The sequence below is a fragment of the Thalassotalea sp. PLHSN55 genome, assembly GCF_052030545.1.
Taxonomy (GTDB): domain Bacteria; phylum Pseudomonadota; class Gammaproteobacteria; order Enterobacterales; family Alteromonadaceae; genus CANMXU01.
The window spans coordinates 1-21,818 of record NZ_JBPDIH010000013.1; the positions used below are offsets into that span (position 1 = coordinate 1).

Annotated in this window: 15 protein-coding genes; 6 read left to right on the forward strand and 9 right to left on the reverse strand. The window is 42.4% G+C overall.

What is annotated here, in order from left to right:
• Window positions 1-319 precede the first annotated feature (319 nt).
• The 6 genes from ACRRSQ_RS18850 to ACRRSQ_RS18875 are packed head-to-tail and all read left to right on the forward strand — an operon-like array spanning window position 320 to window position 5,648.
• Window positions 320-3,754 (forward strand): hybrid sensor histidine kinase/response regulator, encoded by a 3,435-nt coding sequence (locus ACRRSQ_RS18850; protein ID WP_440877327.1) that lies wholly within the window; start codon window positions 320-322, stop codon window positions 3,752-3,754.
• Between the two features lie 31 nt (window positions 3,755-3,785).
• A complete protein-coding gene (locus ACRRSQ_RS18855; protein WP_440877328.1) occupies window positions 3,786-4,127 on the forward strand; it encodes a cupin domain-containing protein in 342 nt (113 codons plus the stop codon).
• Window positions 4,128-4,168: 41 nt separating this feature from the next.
• Window positions 4,169-4,474: a DUF1330 domain-containing protein gene (locus ACRRSQ_RS18860; protein ID WP_440877329.1), complete on the forward strand. Its 306-nt coding sequence runs from the start codon at window positions 4,169-4,171 to the stop codon at window positions 4,472-4,474.
• Window positions 4,475-4,481: 7 nt separating this feature from the next.
• Window positions 4,482-4,985: a GNAT family N-acetyltransferase gene (locus ACRRSQ_RS18865; protein WP_440877330.1), complete on the forward strand. Its 504-nt coding sequence runs from the start codon at window positions 4,482-4,484 to the stop codon at window positions 4,983-4,985.
• A 23-nt stretch (window positions 4,986-5,008) separates the two neighbouring features.
• Window positions 5,009-5,404, forward strand: coding sequence for a hypothetical protein (locus ACRRSQ_RS18870; protein WP_440877331.1), 396 nt, complete (start codon window positions 5,009-5,011; stop codon window positions 5,402-5,404).
• Window positions 5,405-5,423: 19 nt separating this feature from the next.
• Window positions 5,424-5,648: a hypothetical protein gene (locus ACRRSQ_RS18875; RefSeq protein ID WP_440877332.1), complete on the forward strand. Its 225-nt coding sequence runs from the start codon at window positions 5,424-5,426 to the stop codon at window positions 5,646-5,648.
• Window positions 5,649-5,706: 58 nt separating this feature from the next.
• Here ACRRSQ_RS18875 and ACRRSQ_RS18880 read toward each other — a convergent pair whose 3' ends face one another.
• From ACRRSQ_RS18880 to ACRRSQ_RS18920, 9 genes are all read right to left on the reverse strand, one after another.
• Entirely contained in the window at window positions 5,707-7,647 is a 1,941-nt protein-coding gene (locus tag ACRRSQ_RS18880; RefSeq protein WP_440877333.1) for a CRTAC1 family protein, read from the reverse strand.
• A 45-nt stretch (window positions 7,648-7,692) separates the two neighbouring features.
• Complete coding sequence (locus tag ACRRSQ_RS18885) at window positions 7,693-9,615, reverse strand: CRTAC1 family protein (RefSeq protein WP_440877334.1); 1,923 nt, start codon at window positions 9,613-9,615, stop codon at window positions 7,693-7,695.
• Window positions 9,615-10,391: a hypothetical protein gene (locus ACRRSQ_RS18890; protein ID WP_440877335.1), complete on the reverse strand. Its 777-nt coding sequence runs from the start codon at window positions 10,389-10,391 to the stop codon at window positions 9,615-9,617. The genes ACRRSQ_RS18885 and ACRRSQ_RS18890 overlap by 1 nt, the downstream gene beginning before the upstream one ends.
• 77 nt (window positions 10,392-10,468) lie before the next feature.
• On the reverse strand, window positions 10,469-11,452 hold the full coding sequence (locus tag ACRRSQ_RS18895) for a kappa-carrageenase (RefSeq protein ID WP_440877336.1): 984 nt from the start codon (window positions 11,450-11,452) through the stop codon (window positions 10,469-10,471).
• Window positions 11,453-11,658: 206 nt separating this feature from the next.
• The gene (locus tag ACRRSQ_RS18900; protein WP_440877337.1) at window positions 11,659-13,404 is read right to left on the reverse strand and encodes an Ig-like domain-containing protein; all 1,746 of its coding nucleotides are present in this window, start codon (window positions 13,402-13,404) and stop codon (window positions 11,659-11,661) included.
• A 75-nt stretch (window positions 13,405-13,479) separates the two neighbouring features.
• Window positions 13,480-17,184, reverse strand: a complete 3,705-nt coding sequence (locus ACRRSQ_RS18905) for a TonB-dependent receptor (RefSeq protein ID WP_440877338.1) — start codon at window positions 17,182-17,184, stop codon at window positions 13,480-13,482.
• Between the two features lie 161 nt (window positions 17,185-17,345).
• Complete coding sequence (locus ACRRSQ_RS18910) at window positions 17,346-18,803, reverse strand: sulfatase-like hydrolase/transferase (RefSeq protein ID WP_440877339.1); 1,458 nt, start codon at window positions 18,801-18,803, stop codon at window positions 17,346-17,348.
• Complete coding sequence (locus ACRRSQ_RS18915) at window positions 18,796-20,232, reverse strand: aldehyde dehydrogenase family protein (RefSeq protein ID WP_440877340.1); 1,437 nt, start codon at window positions 20,230-20,232, stop codon at window positions 18,796-18,798. Before ACRRSQ_RS18915 ends, ACRRSQ_RS18910 begins: the two co-directional genes overlap by 8 nt.
• Window positions 20,229-21,380, reverse strand: a complete 1,152-nt coding sequence (locus ACRRSQ_RS18920; RefSeq protein WP_440877341.1) for a mandelate racemase/muconate lactonizing enzyme family protein — start codon at window positions 21,378-21,380, stop codon at window positions 20,229-20,231. The genes ACRRSQ_RS18915 and ACRRSQ_RS18920 overlap by 4 nt, the downstream gene beginning before the upstream one ends.
• Window positions 21,381-21,818: the final 438 nt, after the last annotated feature.

Consider the following 21,818-nt stretch of genomic DNA (forward strand, 5'->3'; position numbering starts at 1 on the left):
GGTAAGCGGTAAGCGGTAAGCGGTAAGCGGTAAGCGGTAAGCGGTAAGCGGTAAGCGGTAAGCGGTAAGCGGTAAGCAAGAAATGTTAGTCGAATTATCCGAACAAGCAAGCACTGGTTAAGCCGCTACTTTTAAAATAGACTAGGGGCTGTTGATCTTTCGTGTTTATTTTTGCAGCCGTTTATAGGGATTTAGACAAAGCATTGCGCTTTTATGTGGTTATTCCACATAAAAGCGCAATAATGAGGTATAAATGCCTAGAAAGTTCAACAGACCCTGGGTTATCACGTTTAATACTTATAATAATTAGAGCACCTTTATGTTTCCCAATTGGCAATTAGCAACATTAAGCTTTTCTTATATCGGGCTGTTGTTTTTAATTGCCTTTGTTGGTGATAAGTATCGCCACAAATTCGTTGAAAAACACCAATCTATCATTTATGCACTTACCTTAGGTGTTTATTGTACTTCTTGGAGCTTTCTTGGCACGGCTGGGCAAACCGCAAACAATATTCTGTCGCATCTGCCGATTTATATTGGCCCAATTCTGCTGTTCATCTTTGCTTGGCCGTTTATTCAACGCATTATTCGGGTTAGTTTAAAGCTTAACTTAACTTCAATTGCTGATTTACTTGCCGCTCGCTACGGCAAATCGCATAACCTTGCTGTTATCGTCACCTTAGTGGCGCTGGTTGGCACCATGCCCTATATCGCGTTGCAATTAAAAGCGATTGTTTATTCATTCACCCAATTGCAGGCAGAAAAAAGCTTTATTAATTGGCATTTAGGTTTAGCTGTTAGTTTAGTACTGGCCGGCTTTACTATATTTTTTGGTATTCGCCATATCGACGTTACTGAACGTCACCCGGGGGTTATGCTTGCCATTGCTTTTGAATCGTTAATTAAGCTATTTGCCTTTTTAGCGGTTGGCATATTCGCGACATTTTTCTTGTTTGATTCGCCGTCTGAGCTTTGGCAACGCGCTAATGTCGACATGCAACTTGAACAGCAATTAAGCCTGCCAAATATTGCCTCAATGTTAGCCATGTTAGTGATCACCATGGCGGCATTTTTATCATTACCGCGCCAGTTTCAGGTCATGGTTGTTGAATTGAAAGATGAAAAACATACCTGGTTGAGCCGTCGTTTATTTCCAATTTATTTGTTAATTTTTGCCATATTTGCCATTCCGTTAGGGCTTGCCGGACAAGCCTTGTTAGGCAATGCCGTACCTTCAGACGCCTATGTATTATTCCTGCCAAGTTTAAAGCAACAAACCTGGTTAACCTTGCTATCTTTCTTAGGCGCTATTTCAGCAGCAAGCTCAATGGTGATTATCTCAGCCATTGCGCTAAGTACCATGCTCAGTAATGAAATTGTTTTTCCATTACTTTTTCATTCGAATAAATCAACGCCAAGCGATTACGACAACTTTAGATTACGCCTACTGAACATTCGTAAATTCCTAGTATTATTAGTTATTTTGTTAGGTTTTGGTGTTTCACTGTTATTGTCGCCCGATACATTATCTTCATTAGGAGAAATCGCTTTTGGCGCCTTTGCGCAATTAACGCCCGCACTTATCGCCGCCTTTTATTGGCGCCGAGCAAGTTTAACCGGCGTATATGGCGGTATTTTAGTGGGCTTTATGTTGTGGCTTATTTTTAACTTCTTGCCGCAATTTGGCTTATACGTTCAGCCTTTTACTGATGGTTTTATTCCAGCAAGTTCAATGGCAACCTTGCTCAGCTTAAGCGCCAATGTTTTTGTGGTGTGGACCTTATCGCAAATTAGTCGTCAAAGTGTACAAGAGCGAGTGCAGGCGTCGCTTTTCTTAGAGTGGCAATCACCTAAAGTACTAACCTCACAAAAATTTAAACATATTGATTACCGTGAATTAGAGCTATTGGTTTCACGCTTTGTTGGTAATAAAAAAGCCCAACAGAGTTTTAATTATTTCCAACGGGCAACGATTAAAAAACAAGTAGGTAACGATACCTATAATCAGTTACTGCTTGAACATACCGAAAATACCTTAGCCAGTGTGATGGGCGCATCGTCAGCGCGCTTAGTACTTTCTTCGGCGCTTGAAGGCCGAGATATTGCTTTAGATGAACTGGCGGTGTTGGTTGAAGATGCCTCGACTCAGCGCCAGCAATACAGTCAAAATTTACTGCAAAGCGCGATTGAAAATGCCAGTGAAGGCATTTCCATTGTCGACGGCAATTTAAAGTTGGTGGCGTGGAATAAAAAATACCTCGACTTTTTTAATTATCCCAAAGAATTAGTGTATGTGGGCTGTCCGGTTGAAAGTTTAATTCGCTACAACGCCCAACGCGGTTTATGTGGCGCTGGTAGTGTTAATGAACAAGTGAATAAACGTATTGCCTATTTGCGCAAAGGTAGTCCGCACTCGTCTGAACGTCAACATCATAATGGTCAAGCCATTCGCATTGCCGGTAATCCGTTGCCCGATGGCGGCTTTGTGATGATGTTTTCTGATATCACCGCTTATCGCAAAGCCGAACAAGTGCTAAAAGAGGCTAACTTAGATCTTGAAACCATTATTAATGAACGCACCCAAAAGCTTGAACAGGCCAATGAAGCTTTAGCCAAAGAAAGTCAAAAAGCAGAGCAAGCACATGTGAAAAAAAGCCAATACTTAAAAGCATGTAGCCATGACCTAATGCAGCCATTAGAAGCGGCACGTTTATTTACCTCGGCTTTAGCTGATCAAAACAATTTAAATACTGACCAACGACGCCAAGTAAACAACATAGATCATTCTTTAAAAGTGGCGAGCGATTTATTATCCGATTTAGGTGAAATAGCGCGCATTGAAAGTGGCAATATCAAACCACAAATCGTTGTTTTTTCGATCAATGAATTGTTCGACGACTTAGCATTAGAGTTTGAAGCCTCAGCGCTCGATGTACATGTCGACTTTCGGGTAGTTAAACATTCTGCGTGGATAAAATCAGATAAACGCTTATTACGCCGCATTTTACAAAATCTTATTGGCAATGCTTTTCGTTATGCCAGCCCAGGTAAGGTATTGCTAGGCGCTCGTGTGCGCAATGGCAATGTTGATATTGAAGTACTCGACAATGGTCCGGGTATTCCGGTTGAAAAACAAGAAATAGTATTTGAGCAATTTACCCAGCTTGATACGCCAAGTGCCAATGCCGGGCGCGGGTTAGGCTTAGGTTTAAATATCACCCAAAGTTTAACGCAATTATTGCAACATAGTTTGTCGCTGCAATCACAAGAGCATAAAGGCTGTAAGTTCACCTTAACGGTTGAAAAAGCCTGTGCTGGCGTAACTGTTAAGCCAACTGCAGCGAAAGTGGGTTCAGTATTTACCGATGTCACGGTACTGTGTATCGATAACGATCCCGATGTACTCGCTGGCATGGTGGAATTACTTGCTGCCTGGCAATGTAATGTTTATACCGCCGACTCGTACCAATCGGCCGATGAAATTTTCAAACATGAAAAAGATGAAATCAAAATTGTGCTCGCCGATTACCAACTCGACAACGATGAAGACGGCTTAACCTTGATCGCTTCGCTGCGCGAGCAATGCCAGCATTATTTACCAGCAATTCTGATCACCGCAACAACCGATGCCGATATCGACAATAAAGCGGCAGAAGCTGACGTCGGTTTTATGCGTAAACTTGTTAAACCAGCAGCACTTCGCGCGATGATGAGCGCCATGCTTGCCAAACACCTAAAAGACAGTTATTTATAGTTCATTAGGCTTAGTTGAGCAGGGCACATTAATGGCAGCAATATCAATTGAAAACGCTGAACACTACCACTGGGGTGAAAACTGTCATGGCTGGCATTTAGTCAAATCAAAAAGCTTAAGCGTGATCCAAGAATTAGTGCCGTCGGGCAGCTCAGAAACACGTCATTTTCACCAACAAGCTGAGCAGTTTTTTTACGTATTATCTGGCACTGCCACATTCGAGTGTGAAAATAACATCACGATATTACAGGCTAATCAAGGCATTCATGTTGCCGCAGGGCAGGTTCATCAATTACGCAATCAACATGATGAAGACCTTATTTTTACCGTCACCTCAACACCACCAAGTCATGGCGATCGCATTAGCTGTTAATCAGTGTTCGTTAACAACTAAAATAACAAGGAGCTGTACTTATGGCGTATGAACGCATAATGGCAATCGATGTCAGTAACGATGAAATTTATGATCAGTACCGCAAGCATATGAAGCCAATATTGCGTACTTACGGTGGTGAATTTGGTTTTGACTTTCGTATTGCCGAAGTTTTACAGTCAAAAACTAACGACCCTATTAACCGCGTTTTTACCTTATCTTTTCCTAGCAAAGACGCTATGGAAGCATTTTTTACCGACGCAAAATATTTAGCGGTGAAAAAACAATATTTTGAACCATCGGTTAGCAGCACAACCGTTATTTCATTGCATCAGACTCAAGAGTAAGCGAAAAATGGCATTAAATCTTAACATTAGACACCTAGAATCGACTGATTTGGCACAAATCACCGCTATTTATCACGATACTTCGGTCACCCAAAATACTTCTCAACTGCCTTATTTAAGCAGCGAAAAAGTGGCAAGTTTCTTTGCAAACCAAGGTGACTATACCCTAGTTGCAGAATATGAAGGCAAAGCCATTGGCCATATCAGTTTATTGTTGTCTCAAAAAATGCGCGATAAACACTGCGCAACCATCGCATTGGCGGTAGATAGTCACTTTCATGGTAAAGGCGTCGGTAAAGCCTTGATGAGTGCGGCACTTGATCAAGCCGATAACTGGATGAATATCGTGCGGTTAGAGTTAGATGTGCAAGTTGATAATTTACCCGCAGTCGCCTTGTACAAAAAAATGGGTTTTAAAATTGAAGGAGAAAAAAAGTTCAGTACTTTTAGCGCCGGCAAGTATACCAACCTTTACCTAATGGCACGTATTCGCCCTAATTTTACTGGCTAACCTGAGCGTTTGGGTATTCAGCTATGATGAAAAACGCATTGAAAATTACTCTTGGCAGCTTACTATTGCTAGTTGTTGGCTATTACAGTTACTTATACGTACTGCCAAGCGTTACTGTTATTAATCACACCAATAAAACGTTAATTGCTGCCAACGTCAGTTTGCCTAATAGTCACTTAGATTTTGGCGACATCGCAAGCGGGCAACAAAACACCATTTATTATCAACTTAAACAGCAAGACGGCGAATATCACTACAACTTTATCTTAAGCGATGTTAGTAATTTCACTGACTTAACTGAAAAGCCAGATAAAAACACGGTATTAACAGGGCGTTGTGGCTATATCACCGATAACGAGATCCATAAACGCGTAGTCATTGAACTAAACCCATCGCTAGGTATCAAATGCTCAAGTTAAGCCAATTGAGGAAAATAATATGAAAAAACTAAGCTGCTCAGTACTGATATTACTCGCACTCTCAGCCTGCACCAGTAAACAGTTATATCAAGCAGGACAAGGCCAACAACGCAGCCAGTGTATTAATGACGCGGCAACCGCTGATGAACATCGAGCCTGCCTCAATCAAGAGCAAAAATCGTTTGAAGAATACGAACGAGAGCGCCAAGCATTAGAACAATCAAATCAAAAGCATAAGCCTTGAGCTACAATTTGAGCTAGAGTCCGAGCATTAAGCTTGGCACTAACATATTCGTTGTCGACTAGGGTGCTACTTCGTTTAAGCCAGCACCTAGACTTAGGTATTGACTATTGGTTAATACCTTAATATGTTTATCTAATTGTTCACCGTTGCTCCACCTAACTGAAACACTGATTGGCTGCTGACAATTGGCTAAACCAAAATGGACTTGCTGATGGCGACTTAATGAATAGGCAGCAGCAGTTGCAGCTACTTTTTTAGTTTGCTTGATATCACAGCCGGTGACTTCAACAACGGCGCCCAAGGCTGCCGCTTGATGTTGCATACTCTTACCAACAGCAATGGTTAAATGTTTAGCCTGCTGCTGAGTTTGTTCAGTTAACAACTCATTGGCAAATAAATGCCATTTACCACGCTCGTTACCCAGAATAATATCCATGTCGCCATCTCGATCAAAATCAAGCGCTTCAGCGCCTAAACCAATGGCACCAAGCTCGGTAGACAAAATGCCATGGCTTAACTGACGTGAAAATCCCTTGCCGGCTTGGTTTAGGTAAAGCTCAGCTTGATTAGCGCTAATTAAATTACCGCGTTGGGTCACGACTAAATCTTGAAATCCGTCGTTATTCACATCTGCAACAACAATACCGGTCGCATGTTTGTTATTGTCAGCGTCAAGCCAGTTACTTTGGTCGCTAAACTTACCGTGTTCATTGATCAACAAAACATCTGCAGGTGGCTGCTTTTTTTTGTTACTCGGTGATTGCTGATAACGTTTCACGCCATGTAATACACCAGTGGCAGGCGACCAAATATTGCCAGCAATACGCCACTGTTGATTGCCCACATAGCCAATGTACATGCCTTTTTCAGTCATTTTTTCAGGAAAGCCTAAGACATCGCTGTTGACTAATCTTAGATCTCGACCTGAATGAGTTTCACCCGGAAATTGATATTGATACGCCGACTCGCCTAAATACACCTGTTTATTCGGCCATTGTGATTGCAGGTTCTCTATATTAAGCACATCGCCGATCACTAAACCGTCGAAATTAAATTCACCACGTTTAGTGTAAAAACCAAATAACTGCTGCTGTGCATCATAAAAAGTATCACCTGCACTAAACTCTTCACCACGACTAAAATAGAGGTCAAAATCGCCGTCGTTATCAACATCAATTTCGGCAATCGCGGTCACTTTGGTTAACGTTTTTGGTAGCACTTTTTTGGTGACATTAGTAAAAGAAAAGTCACCATTGCCTTGATAAACCTGCACTTCATTGTGGCCATACAACAATAAATCGAGCTTATTGTCATTGTTAAAGTCAGTGACCAAGGTTTTTTGACCATCGGCTTTTACCGCAGGTAATCGACCACGCAACACCAATTGCCCATTGCCGGTATTTTCATATAAATAGTTTTCACTTTGCCCTTGTTTCTCTTTTGATGGAAAAGCAAAGTTGATCAGATCTAAATCGCCATCGTTATCTAAATCAGCAAACTTCACCGTACGACCACGCATGGTAGCCAATGGCTGAGTAAAGTCTGGTAAAGGAATAATTTTACGCTGCTGACTTACGGTAAAAATTTTGGCATTACGCGCATTACTGCCAGAACCGCCACCGCGAGCGACAATAATTTCTAAATTACCGTCGCCGTTAAAGTCCGCCACCGAAATACCATGCATGTCGCCCATCATGACATCGTAAGGGCGTGAGTATTTACCTTGATTATTCCACATAATGCGCAGTGCAAAACCATGATCATTGAGCACTAAATCTGGCCAGCCATCTTGGTCTAAATCAGCAACGACCGGCGCGTCCCATTGGCGCAAGTTTTTCTCTTCTCTTGGAAATAACGATGTTTGTTCGCTAAACGAGAGGCTACTAGCAGCTTGAACGCCTGTAATTGTTGACGGTGTCGCATTACATGCCGTCACTGCAAACACCGCGGCAAGCGTCACAGCGCGTGGTGGCATTATTTTTATTGCCATAAATTTCATTATTTATCCTTTACTGCTTAACTACTTTATTAGTTAATGACTTTGCTAGTGAATAACTTGCTGACCAGCAAAATATTGAAGATCTGCTTTATTTAACAACAACGTTTGCTGCTCACCATTACTCCAAACTACGTGCGCTTGTTGCGGCTGTTTGCAACTACCTAAACCAAAATGCAAATTACTCATTTGTGCGTGTGAAAATGCAGATCCTGTGCTGCCAACAACTTGTGTTAATTGCTGCTGACAAGCCAATACAGTCACCTTGGCGGTCATTGCCGACGCGCCCTGTGTTAACGATTTACCGACGCTTATGTGCAAAAAGTGGTTATTACTAAGTGGTGTTTTGTCAGCCGTGATTAATTGATTGCTGAACAAATGCCAACGACCACGTTCATTGCCAAAAATAATATCAACGTCGCCATCATTATCGTAATCAAGCGCTTGTGCACCAGCACCTGTTGCCCCTAACTCTGTTGAAATAAGGCCATGGTTACTGGCAACTTCAAATGATTTTCCCTGCTTGTTTAACAGTAAAGTTTGTTTATTTGCAGTCGCCATATTGCCGCTATTGACTATAAAGATATCGCTAAAGCCGTCGTTGTTAAAATCTGCCACGGTTGCGCTGGTGGTTTGCGCGCTACTGGTAAGGTTTAGTTTATCGCTAGCATCAATAAATTTGCCATTAACGTTTTCAAAAAGCTTTACCGGCAATGCCAGTGGCTTGGTCGTGTTTGGCGTTGATAGCACTCGGTGAACAACCCCGGCAGTGGGCGAGTGAGTATCGCCACCAATACGCCACATGCCATTACCTAGATAGCCAATATATAGCCCTTTTTTGTCTAACTCACTTGGCCAACCCATGGCTTGTTCAGCCGTTAAAGTAAGGCTTTTCTCGCCATGACGATCTGTTTGTTTAGCTTTAAGTAATTGCTTGTTTTGACCCACAAAAATATCAAAATGCGGGTACGCCATTTGCAAATTTTCGATGACTAAATCGCCTTCAATATGTAGATCGTCAAACTGAAATTTTTCATTACGCGCAAAAAAAGCAAAACGTTGCTGTTTGGCATCATAAAAACGCTGTTGATGAAATTGGTGCTGGGCGCGAGTTAAGACAAGATCTTGATCGCCATCGTTATCAAAATCGATTTCGGCAATGCTACTAACGTGCTTAGTATTGCTCAACTTAGCCAAAACTTGGCCGGAATTATCTCGATAAGCCAAGCCAGTTTCACCTTGTACCGCAATGATATTATCACCGCCGTAAAAAATAACATCTTGGTCGTTATCGTTATTAAAATCAGTAACTAAGGTTTTATAGCCTAGCCATTTTGCCGTTGGCAATAAGCCATGAAAGTGCAGCGATTGTTGTGAGTTTTGATAAAGCTGATTAGCGCCTTTTGGTTGGCTTTTTAACGGAAATGCTGAAAATAACGCATCAAGTTTGCCATCATTATCACCATCGAGTAATTTAACCGCGCGACCACGGCTACGCTCATAAAGGGTAAACTCTTCGCCGCCGCTAATATTTCGCATGCGATCAACATGATAAATTTTAGGGTAACGCGGTTTTTTGCCACCGCCACCACCTTGCGAGACAATAATGTCGATCAAGCCGTCTTGGTTATAATCTGAAACCCCTATACCATGCGTATCGCCCAAAGCTAAATCAACCGGGGCGGCATAACGGCCTTGGTTGTTCCAATATAATTTTACTTTTTGCGAATGCTCGGTGAGCAACAAATCAACAAAACCGTCTTGGTCTAGATCGGCAACAATCGCTGAATCCCACTTGCGACGTGAAACGGGTTCTAAGGCAATAATGTCATTACCAGCTGGCGCAAACATCATTTGTGGTGTCGTACTTTTTTTGTTGGGCACGTTTTCGCAGCCGGACATAACTAAAAGCCCCAACACGCCAGCGAGTAAGGTCAGTAATTTAACGGGTAACAACATAACAACGTTCACTATTTTTCCATGCTTAAATTATCAATCACAAAGTGCTTGCCAAATTTTTTGCTAAGCACTGAATTTTTCTTGGCACTGTCTTGAATATCAATAATCCACGCATACTTGCCTTGACCAAAATTACTTTGCAACGCTTCGAACGGCATTTCAAACGCCCCCGGTTTTGTAACAGGTACCGACAATTCTCCCAGCTCTTGCCAGTTTTCACTGTTGGTAAGGCGAATATGTAAAGTACGCGGCTGATGCACTTTATAATGGACTTTTAAGGTATGAGTGGCATCGTCGGCAATAGTTTTAGGCCAGTTAACTTGCGTAACCAGATCAATTTTTTCACCAAGGTTAACTTTACTTGTTGATGTCGCTTTTACTGGGGCGACCTTAGCTAAAGCGGCTTTATCGGTGATCATTAAATATTGTGGTTCAAATTCACTTACCCGATCAGCCCACTTTTTACCTCTAGGGGCTAAATAGGCATTCCAGCGATAACGACCTTCTGCCAACTCGGGCACTTGGTAAGCAAATTGATAATCGCCCGATTGCTTAATGCGTTTTTTTAAGGTTTTAAGGGTTTTCCAGTTTGTGGTGTCTTGCAACGTCACAAATAATTCACGTTGTTTACTAACATCAACATTCACAGCAATCGTGATTGTTTGTAGTGCATGAGCTTGCTCTGGCAAGGCAAATCGGTTGATTGCATCTTTGGCAATTGCCAAGCCACTGGTGCTAATTAACACTGTGAATATCGTGATTAATTTTATATAGATTTTTTTCATCATTAGCCTCTTTTGTATTGGGCGCATACGTTGTAACGCATGGTTGTTATCTGACTTTTATTCTTATTTATTATCTTTGGCTATTTATACACACGTACCCAATCAACTTGCATTGCACTCGGGTAACCTTCTGCCGTTGCTTTTTCAGGTACCGCACAGCGGACAAAACCCTGGTGACATTGGTTATACGAAACGTGTGGGTAACGTAAACCTAGCGACAAGGTAACGTGCATCGGCAAATGCCAGTGTAGATTTGGCTTTTCAGCGACTTTTTTGCCGTCTAAATACCAGGTAATTTTTTCGGGTGTAACGTGTGCACCATAAATATGAAAATCGTCACGCGGATCAAAATCGGCAATCACTTTGTTACGGGTTAGTTCAGGGAATTTTCCCGGACGTTTCCACGTTTCTTTACCGTTTTCAATCACACGAGTATGTAAGTTCATGTCGATAACTTCAGGACCTTCATGGTGCTTAGTTTTACTGTCCCATTCTGATTGTTGTAACTCAACAATATCGACTTCAGAGTAGGTGGTATCGCCTTCTTTATTGGTTTTTATACCCAACTTACGCAATGTATCGCCTTGGCTGTAAATCCAAAAAGCAGGGCTTGCACCTGGAAAAGTCGGCATGCCTTTAATGCGTGCTTCGTAATAACCATAGGTTTGATATTGATACGAGCGCAAAATACCTGAGGTATAAAAGAGCTCGGTTGTTACTTTTTGACCACCTTTTGCATAAGCACGACGAGTCGCCTGATGCGGTTGGTAGGCAATATTGATATTAAGTTTTCCATTATCTTGCCAAGTATTTTCAGGTAACCAAGACCAAGGTCCCCAATCGCTTGGGTCGTTATTCCATTTACTGTGGTTGATAGCATCACTATTAAACTCGTCAGACAGCGCCGCTACATATTGCCACTTTTTAGCATCGCTCTGCGGGCTATTAATAACGGGCTGAAAATTAGTATCTGCTGCTTCATCGCCAGCAAATGACGTTTGGTTTAGCTGACAACCAGATAGCACTAACGCGGTCAAAGCTAATTGACTAAGTAACTTAAACATGGTGATTTACCTTTAAAATAAGACGAGCAAAGAAGTAGATAAAGCCGCCAAAATAGCGGCTTTTTTTTGGTTAAGTTAAGCTAAGTTACGTTAAATTAAGTTAAGTTTAATTAGCCTAAGTATAAATACGGGTTCAGGTTTAGCGAGTAGGTTGAATAATAGCTTCATTACGCGTGGACGCTATTATTCAACCTAACAAGCAAGTATTATTGCACTGGCATTACTGCATATTCATCTAACAAGATGGTGTCGCCTTCGGCTAGACCTGTGACATCCCAAAACTGGAATACGTCTGTGACCATGTTCCACTTATCAGAAACTGTCCATACTGGCGTGCCACTTACTGAATCAATCAATTCTACTAATTGCCATTCAGTTGTTGGTTTTAATACTGCCGATTGAACACCAGCACCAGGGCGTCTAAATTCAAAACCCGGACCTGATGGACCACCTTCATATTTCCATGCTAATACTGTGTGTTGCAAAGTCACTTCGCTGGCAGGAATTGCACCAAGCTTCACCCAAACAGAATACTTGTATTTAGCACCTACCGATGCGCCGCCTAAGCCGTATGTAGCACTGTGCCAGTTACGTTGCTTATTCCAAACTTGCTGAGTGACACTGGTCATTTCGTCTGCGCCCGCAGTAATTTGAATTGACTGACCACTTAATGCGGTATCAGAAGCGGCAACGGTTCCACCGCCCCAATTTGCGCCAGCCGCATCAAGTAAAAAGTCGGTGTTAAAACCAGCAGCATGTGCCGATACGCCCGGATCACACATTGAATTGGCAACAACTGTGGCGGTAACACTTTGACCTTCAACATCTGCAAGTTCTGTTGAACCTGTATTACCTTCAGCGATATTGACACTGGCATCAAACATTAAGCCAACTTTGGATACATCGCCTGTGGTAAAACGTCCGGTACCTTGCTCGCCATATGAAATCGCTTCAGCCATGGCAAAATCAGCATTGTTACTTTGCCATTGGTAAACATAATCACCGCTAAGCGCATCGCCTGTCGCTGGTGTTGGTGTTACGTTAAAGCCAGCAGATACACAAGCAGGTACTTCTTTTAAACCTGTTGGTAAACCATTGCTATCGGTGTCTTGGTTAGTAATGTCTAACGTGAAGGCTGAGAATACTTCTAACGCAACCGTGATCGACTTAGTTGGGTCTTCAGTACTGGCAATAGTTGCTGTAGTTGTACCGATAGCGACCGTTGTAATTGCGCCATTTTCATCAATTGTCGCAATCGACGGATCTGCCGTTGTATATGTTAAACCTTGATCACAAGCTTTTTGTGGAAAAACGCTAGCAAATAAAGTCGTTTCTGAGCCCAATAATACTTTTGCCGGTTCAGCAATAACACTTTCTACCGCATCGTAAACCGCATTCATTTCAAGTACTAAAGTTCTTCGTGGCAGGGCTTCACCCGGTGCGCGAGCATAGCCGTTATCAACATCGTAACTAATGGTGTAAGTCACTTGCGCTGGATTGTCAGGAATACCATCGCCAATGTTGTTACCTTCAGCGTCTTCAGCGCCCCAAACGTCAGTTAAATCACAGGTACTTAAACGGTCAGCAAAAACATCGGTTGCTACGACTAACTTACCATCTTTTTCAACAAACGGTGAAATAGTTTGATTGGCAATGGTATTAGACGGGCTTTGTGGTGTGCGATAGTTTGGCGACACTTCAAAGGTCATTTCTGAAATATTAATCAGCCCAGTTAACGCTTCACCGCCTGCCGTTGCGCCGGCAAGTAAATCAATTTCTTGACTACCGGTTTCTTCATCAAGTGATGCCATTAACGGTGCTTCGTCGAATGCTACTGGGTTTTCATTGGTAAATTTTGCATCGTAGCCTTCGTCGCTACCGCCGCCACAGCCGGTTAATGCACCTGTGGTGAACACTGCTAGTGCTGTATATTTTAGTAAGTTATTAGTCATCTTACTTCTCCAAATCTTGTGTTAAGCAGGGCGTTAACCCTGCTCTTATAAGCTTATTTTTAGCTTTATTTATTATTAGAAAGTACCGCGAATACCTACGCGGAACTGACGACCAGTTTTATAAACCGCTGCGGTTCGTGTTGTCGTTACACTGCCGTCTTCAAGTACGTTACCTTCATCCAATACAGCAACTTGATCGTTTGGATTTGCAAGGTCGATAGTATTTGAACTGGTAATAAAGACTCGGCGAGTATCGTCGGTAATATTAAGGGCATTAAAGGTTAAGCTGATGCTGTCGGTAATCGCGTAGCTTGAACTAAAGTCAACACGATTGGTTGCGTCTTGCCAAGTAACCGCACCATTTAAGCCATCATCAACCAATTGCACGTCGTTAAAGCGATGAGCTAAACGGAATTGCAAACCATCTTTTTCCCAAAATAACGTGGTATTAGATGAATGTTTTGGCGTATAAGGTTGTGGGAACGATTTTAAGCTAAGTCCTGTTGTACCAATGGCTTCAACTTCACGTTCTGAATCTTGGTAAGTGTAGTTCAGGCTTAAACCTAAACCGCTTAACACACCCGGTAAAAAGTCGTACGACTGGGTATAACCAAATTCTAAACCTTTAATTTTTGCGCCTTTACCATTTTTAATGGTGGCAATGTTGGCAACATCACACTCAATTCGCCATTGGTCAAAGAAACCGGCAACTTGACGCATTGGCATACAGTCATCAGCATCACCTGGCTCGCGGTTAGGATCAAAGTCCATTAATAAATCAGCACTTTCTAACTCATACTGCGTACGTACATCTTTGTAGTGGTATGGGGTAACAATGTTTTCTTCAAAGTTTTCCATGTCTTTGTGGAATAACGCCACAGATAACATGCTCGTAGGATTGAAGTACCACTCGTACGATAAATCTAAGTTGTCAGATGTTAATGGTTTTAACTGCGAATTACCGGCGGAACCACCGGCAGCATCCCACTGATCTTCACGCACTTGTGTTCTTGGGTTTAACGAGTCAAAACGAGGACGAGTCATGGTTTTTGACGCGGCAAAACGAATGATGGTTTCATCATTTAACATGTAGTTTAAGTTGATACTCGGTAACCACATGTCGTGCTCAGCAGTTTGGGTAACCCACGCAGTACGACTTTGCACTTCACGCCCCGGACCTGCTGGACCTGTAAATGCAGTAGTGCGATCTAGGTATGGCCACATATGACCATTTCGTGAGAAATGCGCCCAGTTATTTGCTGTTGCCGTGACTAAATTGCCGTTTTGGTCGTAAATTTGTGAAGGTAGCGCATTGTTAGTCACTATATTGCCGTTTTCATCAACCCACAATAGACGGTTAACGTCTGGACCTGTCATGCCATCAGCACCTGGGATTAACCACTGACCAGTCTCTCTATCGTAAGGAATCGTGCCGTCTTTGTTGTAGTCATAACCATGAGTTACCGCCCACGACCAACAGTTTTGTAAGTCAGCATCGTTTGCTGGTGTATAACGCGTATCACCGTTTGCTTGCGCTTGAGGTTCAGGACACGCCGGTGAATTCATGTTAGCTAAACCGCGTTCAACTAATAGATTGTATGGGTCAACCATCTGTGGAAAACGAACAAAGTTAATACCGCCAACGCCTGTCGCTTCAGTTTCGTCTTTAACATAACGAATACCAATGTTACCAGTTAAACGACCGTCCATTAGTTCAAAATTCATTTTGGCGTAAGCCGCTTTTGATTCAGTCGCAATGTTTCGGCTGCCGTCAATCGTTTCGCGTATGCCAATTTCACTGGCATCTTTACCTGATAAAATCTCTAACGCCTTAGTCGCGTCTAGCATCGGCCAACCACCAAAAAATGCGGTGCTACGGTCGCCTTGAATGTCTTCACCAAAATCATCGAATGGGAAAGCACTACCAGATAAAATGTCTGCTACACGAATGGAGCCCATACCACGTACTTCAAAGTCGGCATTGGGATCGTCTAAATCGATAAGATCTAAACCATTTGTTGTTGCACGGTTTTGAATCGAAACATCTTTTTTGCGATCTGCCCACTTAGCACCAAACTCTATTGAGGTGATGTAGTCGTTGTCTAATTCCCAATCGAAATCAACAAAAATAGATTTGTTAGTATCTTCTAATTCGTTCTTACGTAGCGTTAAGTTACCTAAGTGATTGTGCTCTAAATCAAACGGGTTAAAACGGCTGTATACGGTGTTAGCTGTGCCATCAAACGCATCAAACTCGGCCGGCGTAATACCGGTAAAGTAACTACAATCTGCTAGGTTACCTGAAGCACAATCGTAGCCAACACGTTCTAAAACTTCATCTGGCATGCCTTCAACAACGTTACGACCGGCAGTACCCCATGTTGCAGTACCTATGGTGATATAACGATCATCTTCATCATCATCTGGCGTTTCATCAGTAGTTTGTGAAAAACCACCGCGTAGCGTCATGGCAAAGTTATCAGTAAAGTTATGCTCGATAGTCAACGAGGCTAAGTTAGTATCAACTTCACGCAAACCGTTTGAACGTAAAAAGTTACCCGCCATTGAACGGCTTGATGAACGTTCTAAGGTATTGGTGGTTAAATCAACACCATTAAGTGCAGTATTGTCGTCATCTGCATGAATTAAGTTCAGCGGAGATAAGTTCAAACGCATGGTATGGTTATCAACATAAATATCTTGCTGAGTATGGGTTAAATCAAGCTGAATATCGGTATCGTCGGTCGGTCGAAACTGCAAGCCTGTTGAAATAGAAAAGCGTTCACGTTTATCGGTATTAACACCAAAATCAACAGTTTCACGAGCAAGCGTATATAAATCGCCTTCCACCAGTTGTTGGGTTTCTGGGTCGTAATCAACTAAGGTGTCGATTGAATTTAATAGCGGCTGACCATTTTCACCCATAATGACATTGTTGTCTTCATCACGTTGATAGCCTAATACACGCAGTGGTTTACCGGTATGAATATCATGTGCGGTGCGACCACCATCAGCAATATCGTTAATGCGAATTGCACCGTCGGCCCAACCTGTTTGCACGCGGTCTTGACGCGTTTCTTGCGTATCTTTTGAAGCCGTAATAACAAAACCAAAGGCTTCGTCAAAATACTTATCGGCGTAACTTAAGTTAATGCGCGGCGTCGACTCACCTGAAAATTCATTGTAGCGACCTTCGACAGTAAATGAGCGACGTGGCTTATTTAAATCAAGCGGTTTTACCGTGCGTAAAACAACACTTGCACCTAATGAACCTTCATCTTGGTCAGCAGCAGAGGTTTTTTGAACATCGATTGACGCTAGAATATCAGACGAAAAGGCACTTAAATCAACACTATTGTCGTTACTTGCCGTCGCATCAGAACCGTCGGTACTTAAACCGCCAGTTAAAGCAACACCGTTCATTGAGATCTGGTTTAATGAAGGACCCGCACCACGTACCGAAATACGCGTACCTTCACCGGCTTCTTCTTGCACCGTAACACCGGTAACGCGTGATAATGCATCTGCGATGTTTTGGTCAGTCGATTTACCCACGTCTTCAGCATGAATAGAATCACTTACCCCGTCAGAAAATCGTTTTGCGTTCATAGCTTTACGTAAGCTACCGATAAAACCTCTTACTTCTATAACTTCAATTTCTTCTGCTTCTTTGTCTTTTTTCGCTTGTTGTTGTTCTGACTCGGCAGCATAAGTAGGTGTTGTTATAAAAGACGCAAATATAGCAGCTGATATAGCCGATAACTTATAGTTGTGCGCCATGATACTCTCCTTACAATATTCTATTATTTTATTTATTTTTTTATTGCGTCTCAGTTCAACTTAACTGGCAGCAATATTCGTGACAATAGCTTGTTACAAATTGCTTACACGACTAAGCCACACCCGCTATTTCTAGTGAGCTTAGTAAGCACTTATTCTTATTATTTAAGGTTTAAATGAGTTTCTTTTTTGCTATCGACAATGGTTTGATGATAGGTATCCATTCGCTCGATATCGTAGTTTTCAAATTTTCGCTGCAGTAGCCAGCGCGGTCGCTCTAGCGTAGATTCCCAGGCAAATAATTGTTTGAACATTTGCTTCACTCGCTCGGGTTCAGCCGCTGCTAAGTCATGTTGCTCTTTAAGGTCGTTAGGTAAGTAGTAAAGTTGTGCCGGTCGGTCAGGAAATCGCATAAGTTTCCAATCACCAACACGAATTGTGCCGCGAACGTCTTTTTTCCAATACAAAACGTCATGTGGGCGGCCAGTATTTTTCCCAAAAACGTAAGGTAAAAGGTCGACGCCATCTAAACTTGACAGTTTTTCACTGTCGCCACCGGCTGCGCCATAAAAGGTTGGCGTTAAATCTAATAAGCTGATCGGGTATTGATATTCACTACCGCCAGTGATTTTATTTGGCCACTTCATAATGAAAGGAACACGCACGCCACCTTCTAAATGATTTGACTTCGAACCACTTAATGGAAAGTTGCTTGAGGCATTTCTGTCTGTCGGGCCGCCGTTGTCATTGGTAAATACCACAATGGTATTGTCATCTATGCCTAATGCTTTTAAGGCATCGATAATTTTGCCACTTGCGCGATCCATGGCTAACGTCATGGCCGCAAGTGTTTGCAGCTTGCCCGTTAAGTTAGGAAATTGCGCTAAATCTTCTTTGGTTGCATCCATAGGTGTATGCACTGCATTAAAAGCAACAAAGGCAAGAAACGGTTTGTCGGCTTTATGTTGACGTTCAATAAAGTCGATGGCTTCGTCAGCTAATACATCAGTTAAATAACCGTTATGTTCACCCATATTGGCAAAGTTACGCTCCATTAAATCAAGGTGACTTGCTGGTGCTTTTGAATAAGCAAAGTAACTTCTTGCGCCGCCACGAAAACCATAGAATTCATCAAAACCACGATTCAACGGGTGAAACTTATCGTCACCACCTAAGTGCCATTTACCGTAATACGCCGTTTGATAACCTTGCTGCTTTAGGTATTCACCCATGGTTTTTTCGTTTACCGGCACGCCCATGTCGTTGCCATCGGCACCTGAATTTTTACTCATGTAACCTGGTACGTTGTTTTCTTCAAAACCAAAACGTTGTTGGTATTTACCGGTAATTAAGCCAGCGCGAGACGGACCACAAGTTGGGTCTGATACATACGCTTGACGAAATAACATGCCGTCGTTAGCCAGTTCGTCAAGACGTGGTGTCTTCATAATTTTCGAACCATGAAAACCAAAGTCGCCATAACCGGCATCATCGGCAAACAACACAACAATATTCGGTTTTTGCTGTTTAGCGTATGCACTAGGAAGCAAAGCAACTGCGCAGATAACCAGCGATAATACTTTTGTCAGGCGCAATGTCTGCTGAAATAAATTAGTCATTGATCAGTACCGATACACGTTTGTTAGTTAAGTATTCTTGCAAGCTGTATTGTGAGCAGTCTTTACCTACGCCACTTTGTTTTAAGCCGCCGTGTGGTAAATGCACGCCGTAGTGAACTTCGTTAACACAAACACTACCTGCTTGAATTTGATTGGCCGCTTGCAAACCACGTTTTAAGTTTGTGGTGTACACATAAGCCGCTAAACCGTATTCACTGTCGTTTGCCATCGCGATAACATCGTCGTTATCGCCAAAGGGAATGACAGGTAAAACTGGGCCAAAAATCTCATTGCTCGCTAATGCCATGTTCTGATTAACATCGGCAACAATCGTTGGCTGTAGGTAAAAACCTTTTGGATGACTGGCAGGAATTTCTCCGCCTAGCGTAATACGTGCACCGTCGGCTGCTGCTGATTCAATTAAACCAATAATACGGCTTCGCTCACGTGCGCTACTTAGTGGTCCCATTTGGCGACCTTCGCCACGTCCTGCTTGCAAATTAATGCCTTCGGCATGTGCTTTTGCATGAGCTAAAAAATCTTGGTAAACCGACTCGTGCACAAAACAACGGTTGGGTGATACACACACTTGACCACTGTTACCAAATTTAAGATCGACAATGTTTTGCGCAGCTTTTTTCACTTCAGCATCGTCATAAACCACCACTGGCGCGTTTCCGCCTAGTTCAACCGAGAAATGTTTAACGCTAGTACACGCCGTTTTCATGGCGCGAATACCCGATTGTGTTGAACCTATCATGGTAAATAACGATGGAATATCGCTGGTTAATAACGGGTTAGTCACGTCGTAATCGTTACTGGTGATAATGTTAACAACACCAGCAGGAAAACCTGCTTCTAACGCCAATTCCGCGCAGCGTAAGGTTGCAAGCGGTGTAGTTTGTGACGGTTTGATAATTGATGTACAACCTGATGCTAACGCTGGACCTAACTTGTAACCTAGGTTAAGTAGTGGGAAGTTCCATGCTAAATAACCCACCACAACCCCTAACGCTTGACGTTGTACGTAATGATGAAAACGACCACTAGGGTCAACAATGACCGGTTGCTCGATACGTTTAACTTCTTCAACAAAATAACGTAAACAGGTCACTAACATGCCAAAATCGTATTCAGCGTTATCGAGTGGTTTGCCTGTTTCAGCAATTAAAATGTCGATAATTTCTTCTTTGTGCTGCTCTAAAATATCGGCATATTTCAAAATAAGCTGCTCACGCACTTCCACTGCCGTAGTTGACCAGCTTGCAAAGCTCGCATTCGCGGCAGATAACGCCATTTCAACTTGAGTTGCGTCAATATCTGGTACTTGGGCGATCACTGCTTCATTGTCTGGGTTGATCACATCAAAGGTTTTTGCTGAGCTATGTAGCTCGCCATTGATAAGCATTTTAAAGTTTAAATTGTTCATTTTGATTCCGTTGCACAAATATCAAATTCTTTCAGTTGATCTAAGTCTATCTCAACACCGAGACCTGCGCCTGTTGGCACACTCGCTTGACCATTATTTACTGACACTATGGTTTTATATAAATTATCGCGTAGTGGGTTTTCGGTGCGATCGTATTCAAGCATTAACTCTTTCGGCTCTGCGCGGCCAGGTTCGTGATAAGCGGTTGCTAAAAAGTGAGTCGCTGCGGCTAAATTTAATTGCGTACCCCAAACATGTGGGATCATATTAATGCCTTGCGCCGACGCTAAGGTGCGAATTTTTAAGGCTTCGCTTGGACCACCGCAATACGCTAAATCAGCTTGTAATAATTGCACGCCACCTGCGTCTAACAGTTTTTTAAAGCCAAAACGTGTTTGTTCACATTCACCGGTCGCAATAGCTACTGTGCATTTATCTTGCAGTTGGCGGAATAATTCAGGGTGCTCAGGTGATAATGGCTCTTCAAACCAAATGTAGTTATTTTCGTCTAATACCTTAGCAATACGTGTTGCTTCACTTAGGTCGTAGGCATGATTTGAGTCTGCGGCAAGTAAGGTGTTAGGTAGGGCTTCACGCATGGCAATAATCAGTTTTTCGTCAAAGTCAGGGTTTTTACCGACTTTAATTTTCATTGCCTGATAACCTTCTTCGGCATAGCCTTTTGCTTCTGCAACTAATTCTGGTAATAAAATTTCTTCAGGCGCGTCTCTAAAGTACATGCCTGTTGCATAACAAGGCACTTGCTCACGCTGTTTGCCGCCCATTAAATCACTTACTGATAAATTCAGCGCTTTACCTTTTAGATCCCAAAGTGCCATGTCGATGCCAGACATTGCCGACATCATAATACCCGAACGGGCAAAATCTAATGAAGAGCGCCACATATGGTGCCAAATTGCATCGGTAGATAAGGCGTTCATCGACAGTATGCGCGGCGCATAAAATTTTTCTACTGCTGCTTGAATAACATCTGCCGGACCATAACACTCGCCCCAACCTGAAATGCCTTGGTCAGTGATAACTTCAATCACTAGCACATTACGTTGGTTGTATGCCCACTGAGAAAAACCAAAAGGCTGTTCTAAATGGCATCTTAAATGGTGTGTTTTAATACATTCTATTTTCATCTTCTATCCAACTTTTGGGCTAGATTACTGCTATTGCAAAATACGTTTGAGATAAATACACAGGCAAAGAAAAGGCATCTCAAAACACTTTTACTCATTGTGGAATCTATATAAACATATGATGTTTGCATTTACAATACTTTTGATGAAAATAAATGGTGCATTCTTTAACCATATTGACAAAAATATGCTCAAGACAGAAAAGCACCACTTTAATTAACTCATTGTAATTATATGAAATATTAAATAACTAGATGTGAAATGCACCGCACATCAAGACAATTTTTTGGACAGTAAAAAATTTGTAACCTTGCAGATTTGTGCACATTCAAAGTGCATTCATGGTGAGAAATTAACGATAATTTTGGCAAAACAGCGCATACAAGGTATTTCAGAAACAAAAAAGCCCAGCGTAATATGCTGGGCTTTAGGCGATAA

Coding starts and splice junctions, on each gene's coding strand:
- ACRRSQ_RS18850 (WP_440877327.1), top strand. CDS start 320: ATGTTTCCCAATTGGCAATTAGCAACATTAAGCTTTTCTTATATCGGG.
- ACRRSQ_RS18855 (WP_440877328.1), top strand. CDS start 3,786: ATGGCAGCAATATCAATTGAAAACGCTGAACACTACCACTGGGGTGAA.
- ACRRSQ_RS18860 (WP_440877329.1), top strand. CDS start 4,169: ATGGCGTATGAACGCATAATGGCAATCGATGTCAGTAACGATGAAATT.
- ACRRSQ_RS18865 (WP_440877330.1), top strand. CDS start 4,482: ATGGCATTAAATCTTAACATTAGACACCTAGAATCGACTGATTTGGCA.
- ACRRSQ_RS18870 (WP_440877331.1), top strand. CDS start 5,009: ATGATGAAAAACGCATTGAAAATTACTCTTGGCAGCTTACTATTGCTA.
- ACRRSQ_RS18875 (WP_440877332.1), top strand. CDS start 5,424: ATGAAAAAACTAAGCTGCTCAGTACTGATATTACTCGCACTCTCAGCC.
- ACRRSQ_RS18880 (WP_440877333.1), bottom strand. CDS start 7,647: ATGAAATTTATGGCAATAAAAATAATGCCACCACGCGCTGTGACGCTT.
- ACRRSQ_RS18890 (WP_440877335.1), bottom strand. CDS start 10,391: ATGATGAAAAAAATCTATATAAAATTAATCACGATATTCACAGTGTTA.
- ACRRSQ_RS18895 (WP_440877336.1), bottom strand. CDS start 11,452: ATGTTTAAGTTACTTAGTCAATTAGCTTTGACCGCGTTAGTGCTATCT.
- ACRRSQ_RS18900 (WP_440877337.1), bottom strand. CDS start 13,404: ATGACTAATAACTTACTAAAATATACAGCACTAGCAGTGTTCACCACA.
- ACRRSQ_RS18905 (WP_440877338.1), bottom strand. CDS start 17,184: ATGGCGCACAACTATAAGTTATCGGCTATATCAGCTGCTATATTTGCG.
- ACRRSQ_RS18910 (WP_440877339.1), bottom strand. CDS start 18,803: ATGACTAATTTATTTCAGCAGACATTGCGCCTGACAAAAGTATTATCG.
- ACRRSQ_RS18915 (WP_440877340.1), bottom strand. CDS start 20,232: ATGAACAATTTAAACTTTAAAATGCTTATCAATGGCGAGCTACATAGC.
- ACRRSQ_RS18920 (WP_440877341.1), bottom strand. CDS start 21,380: ATGAAAATAGAATGTATTAAAACACACCATTTAAGATGCCATTTAGAA.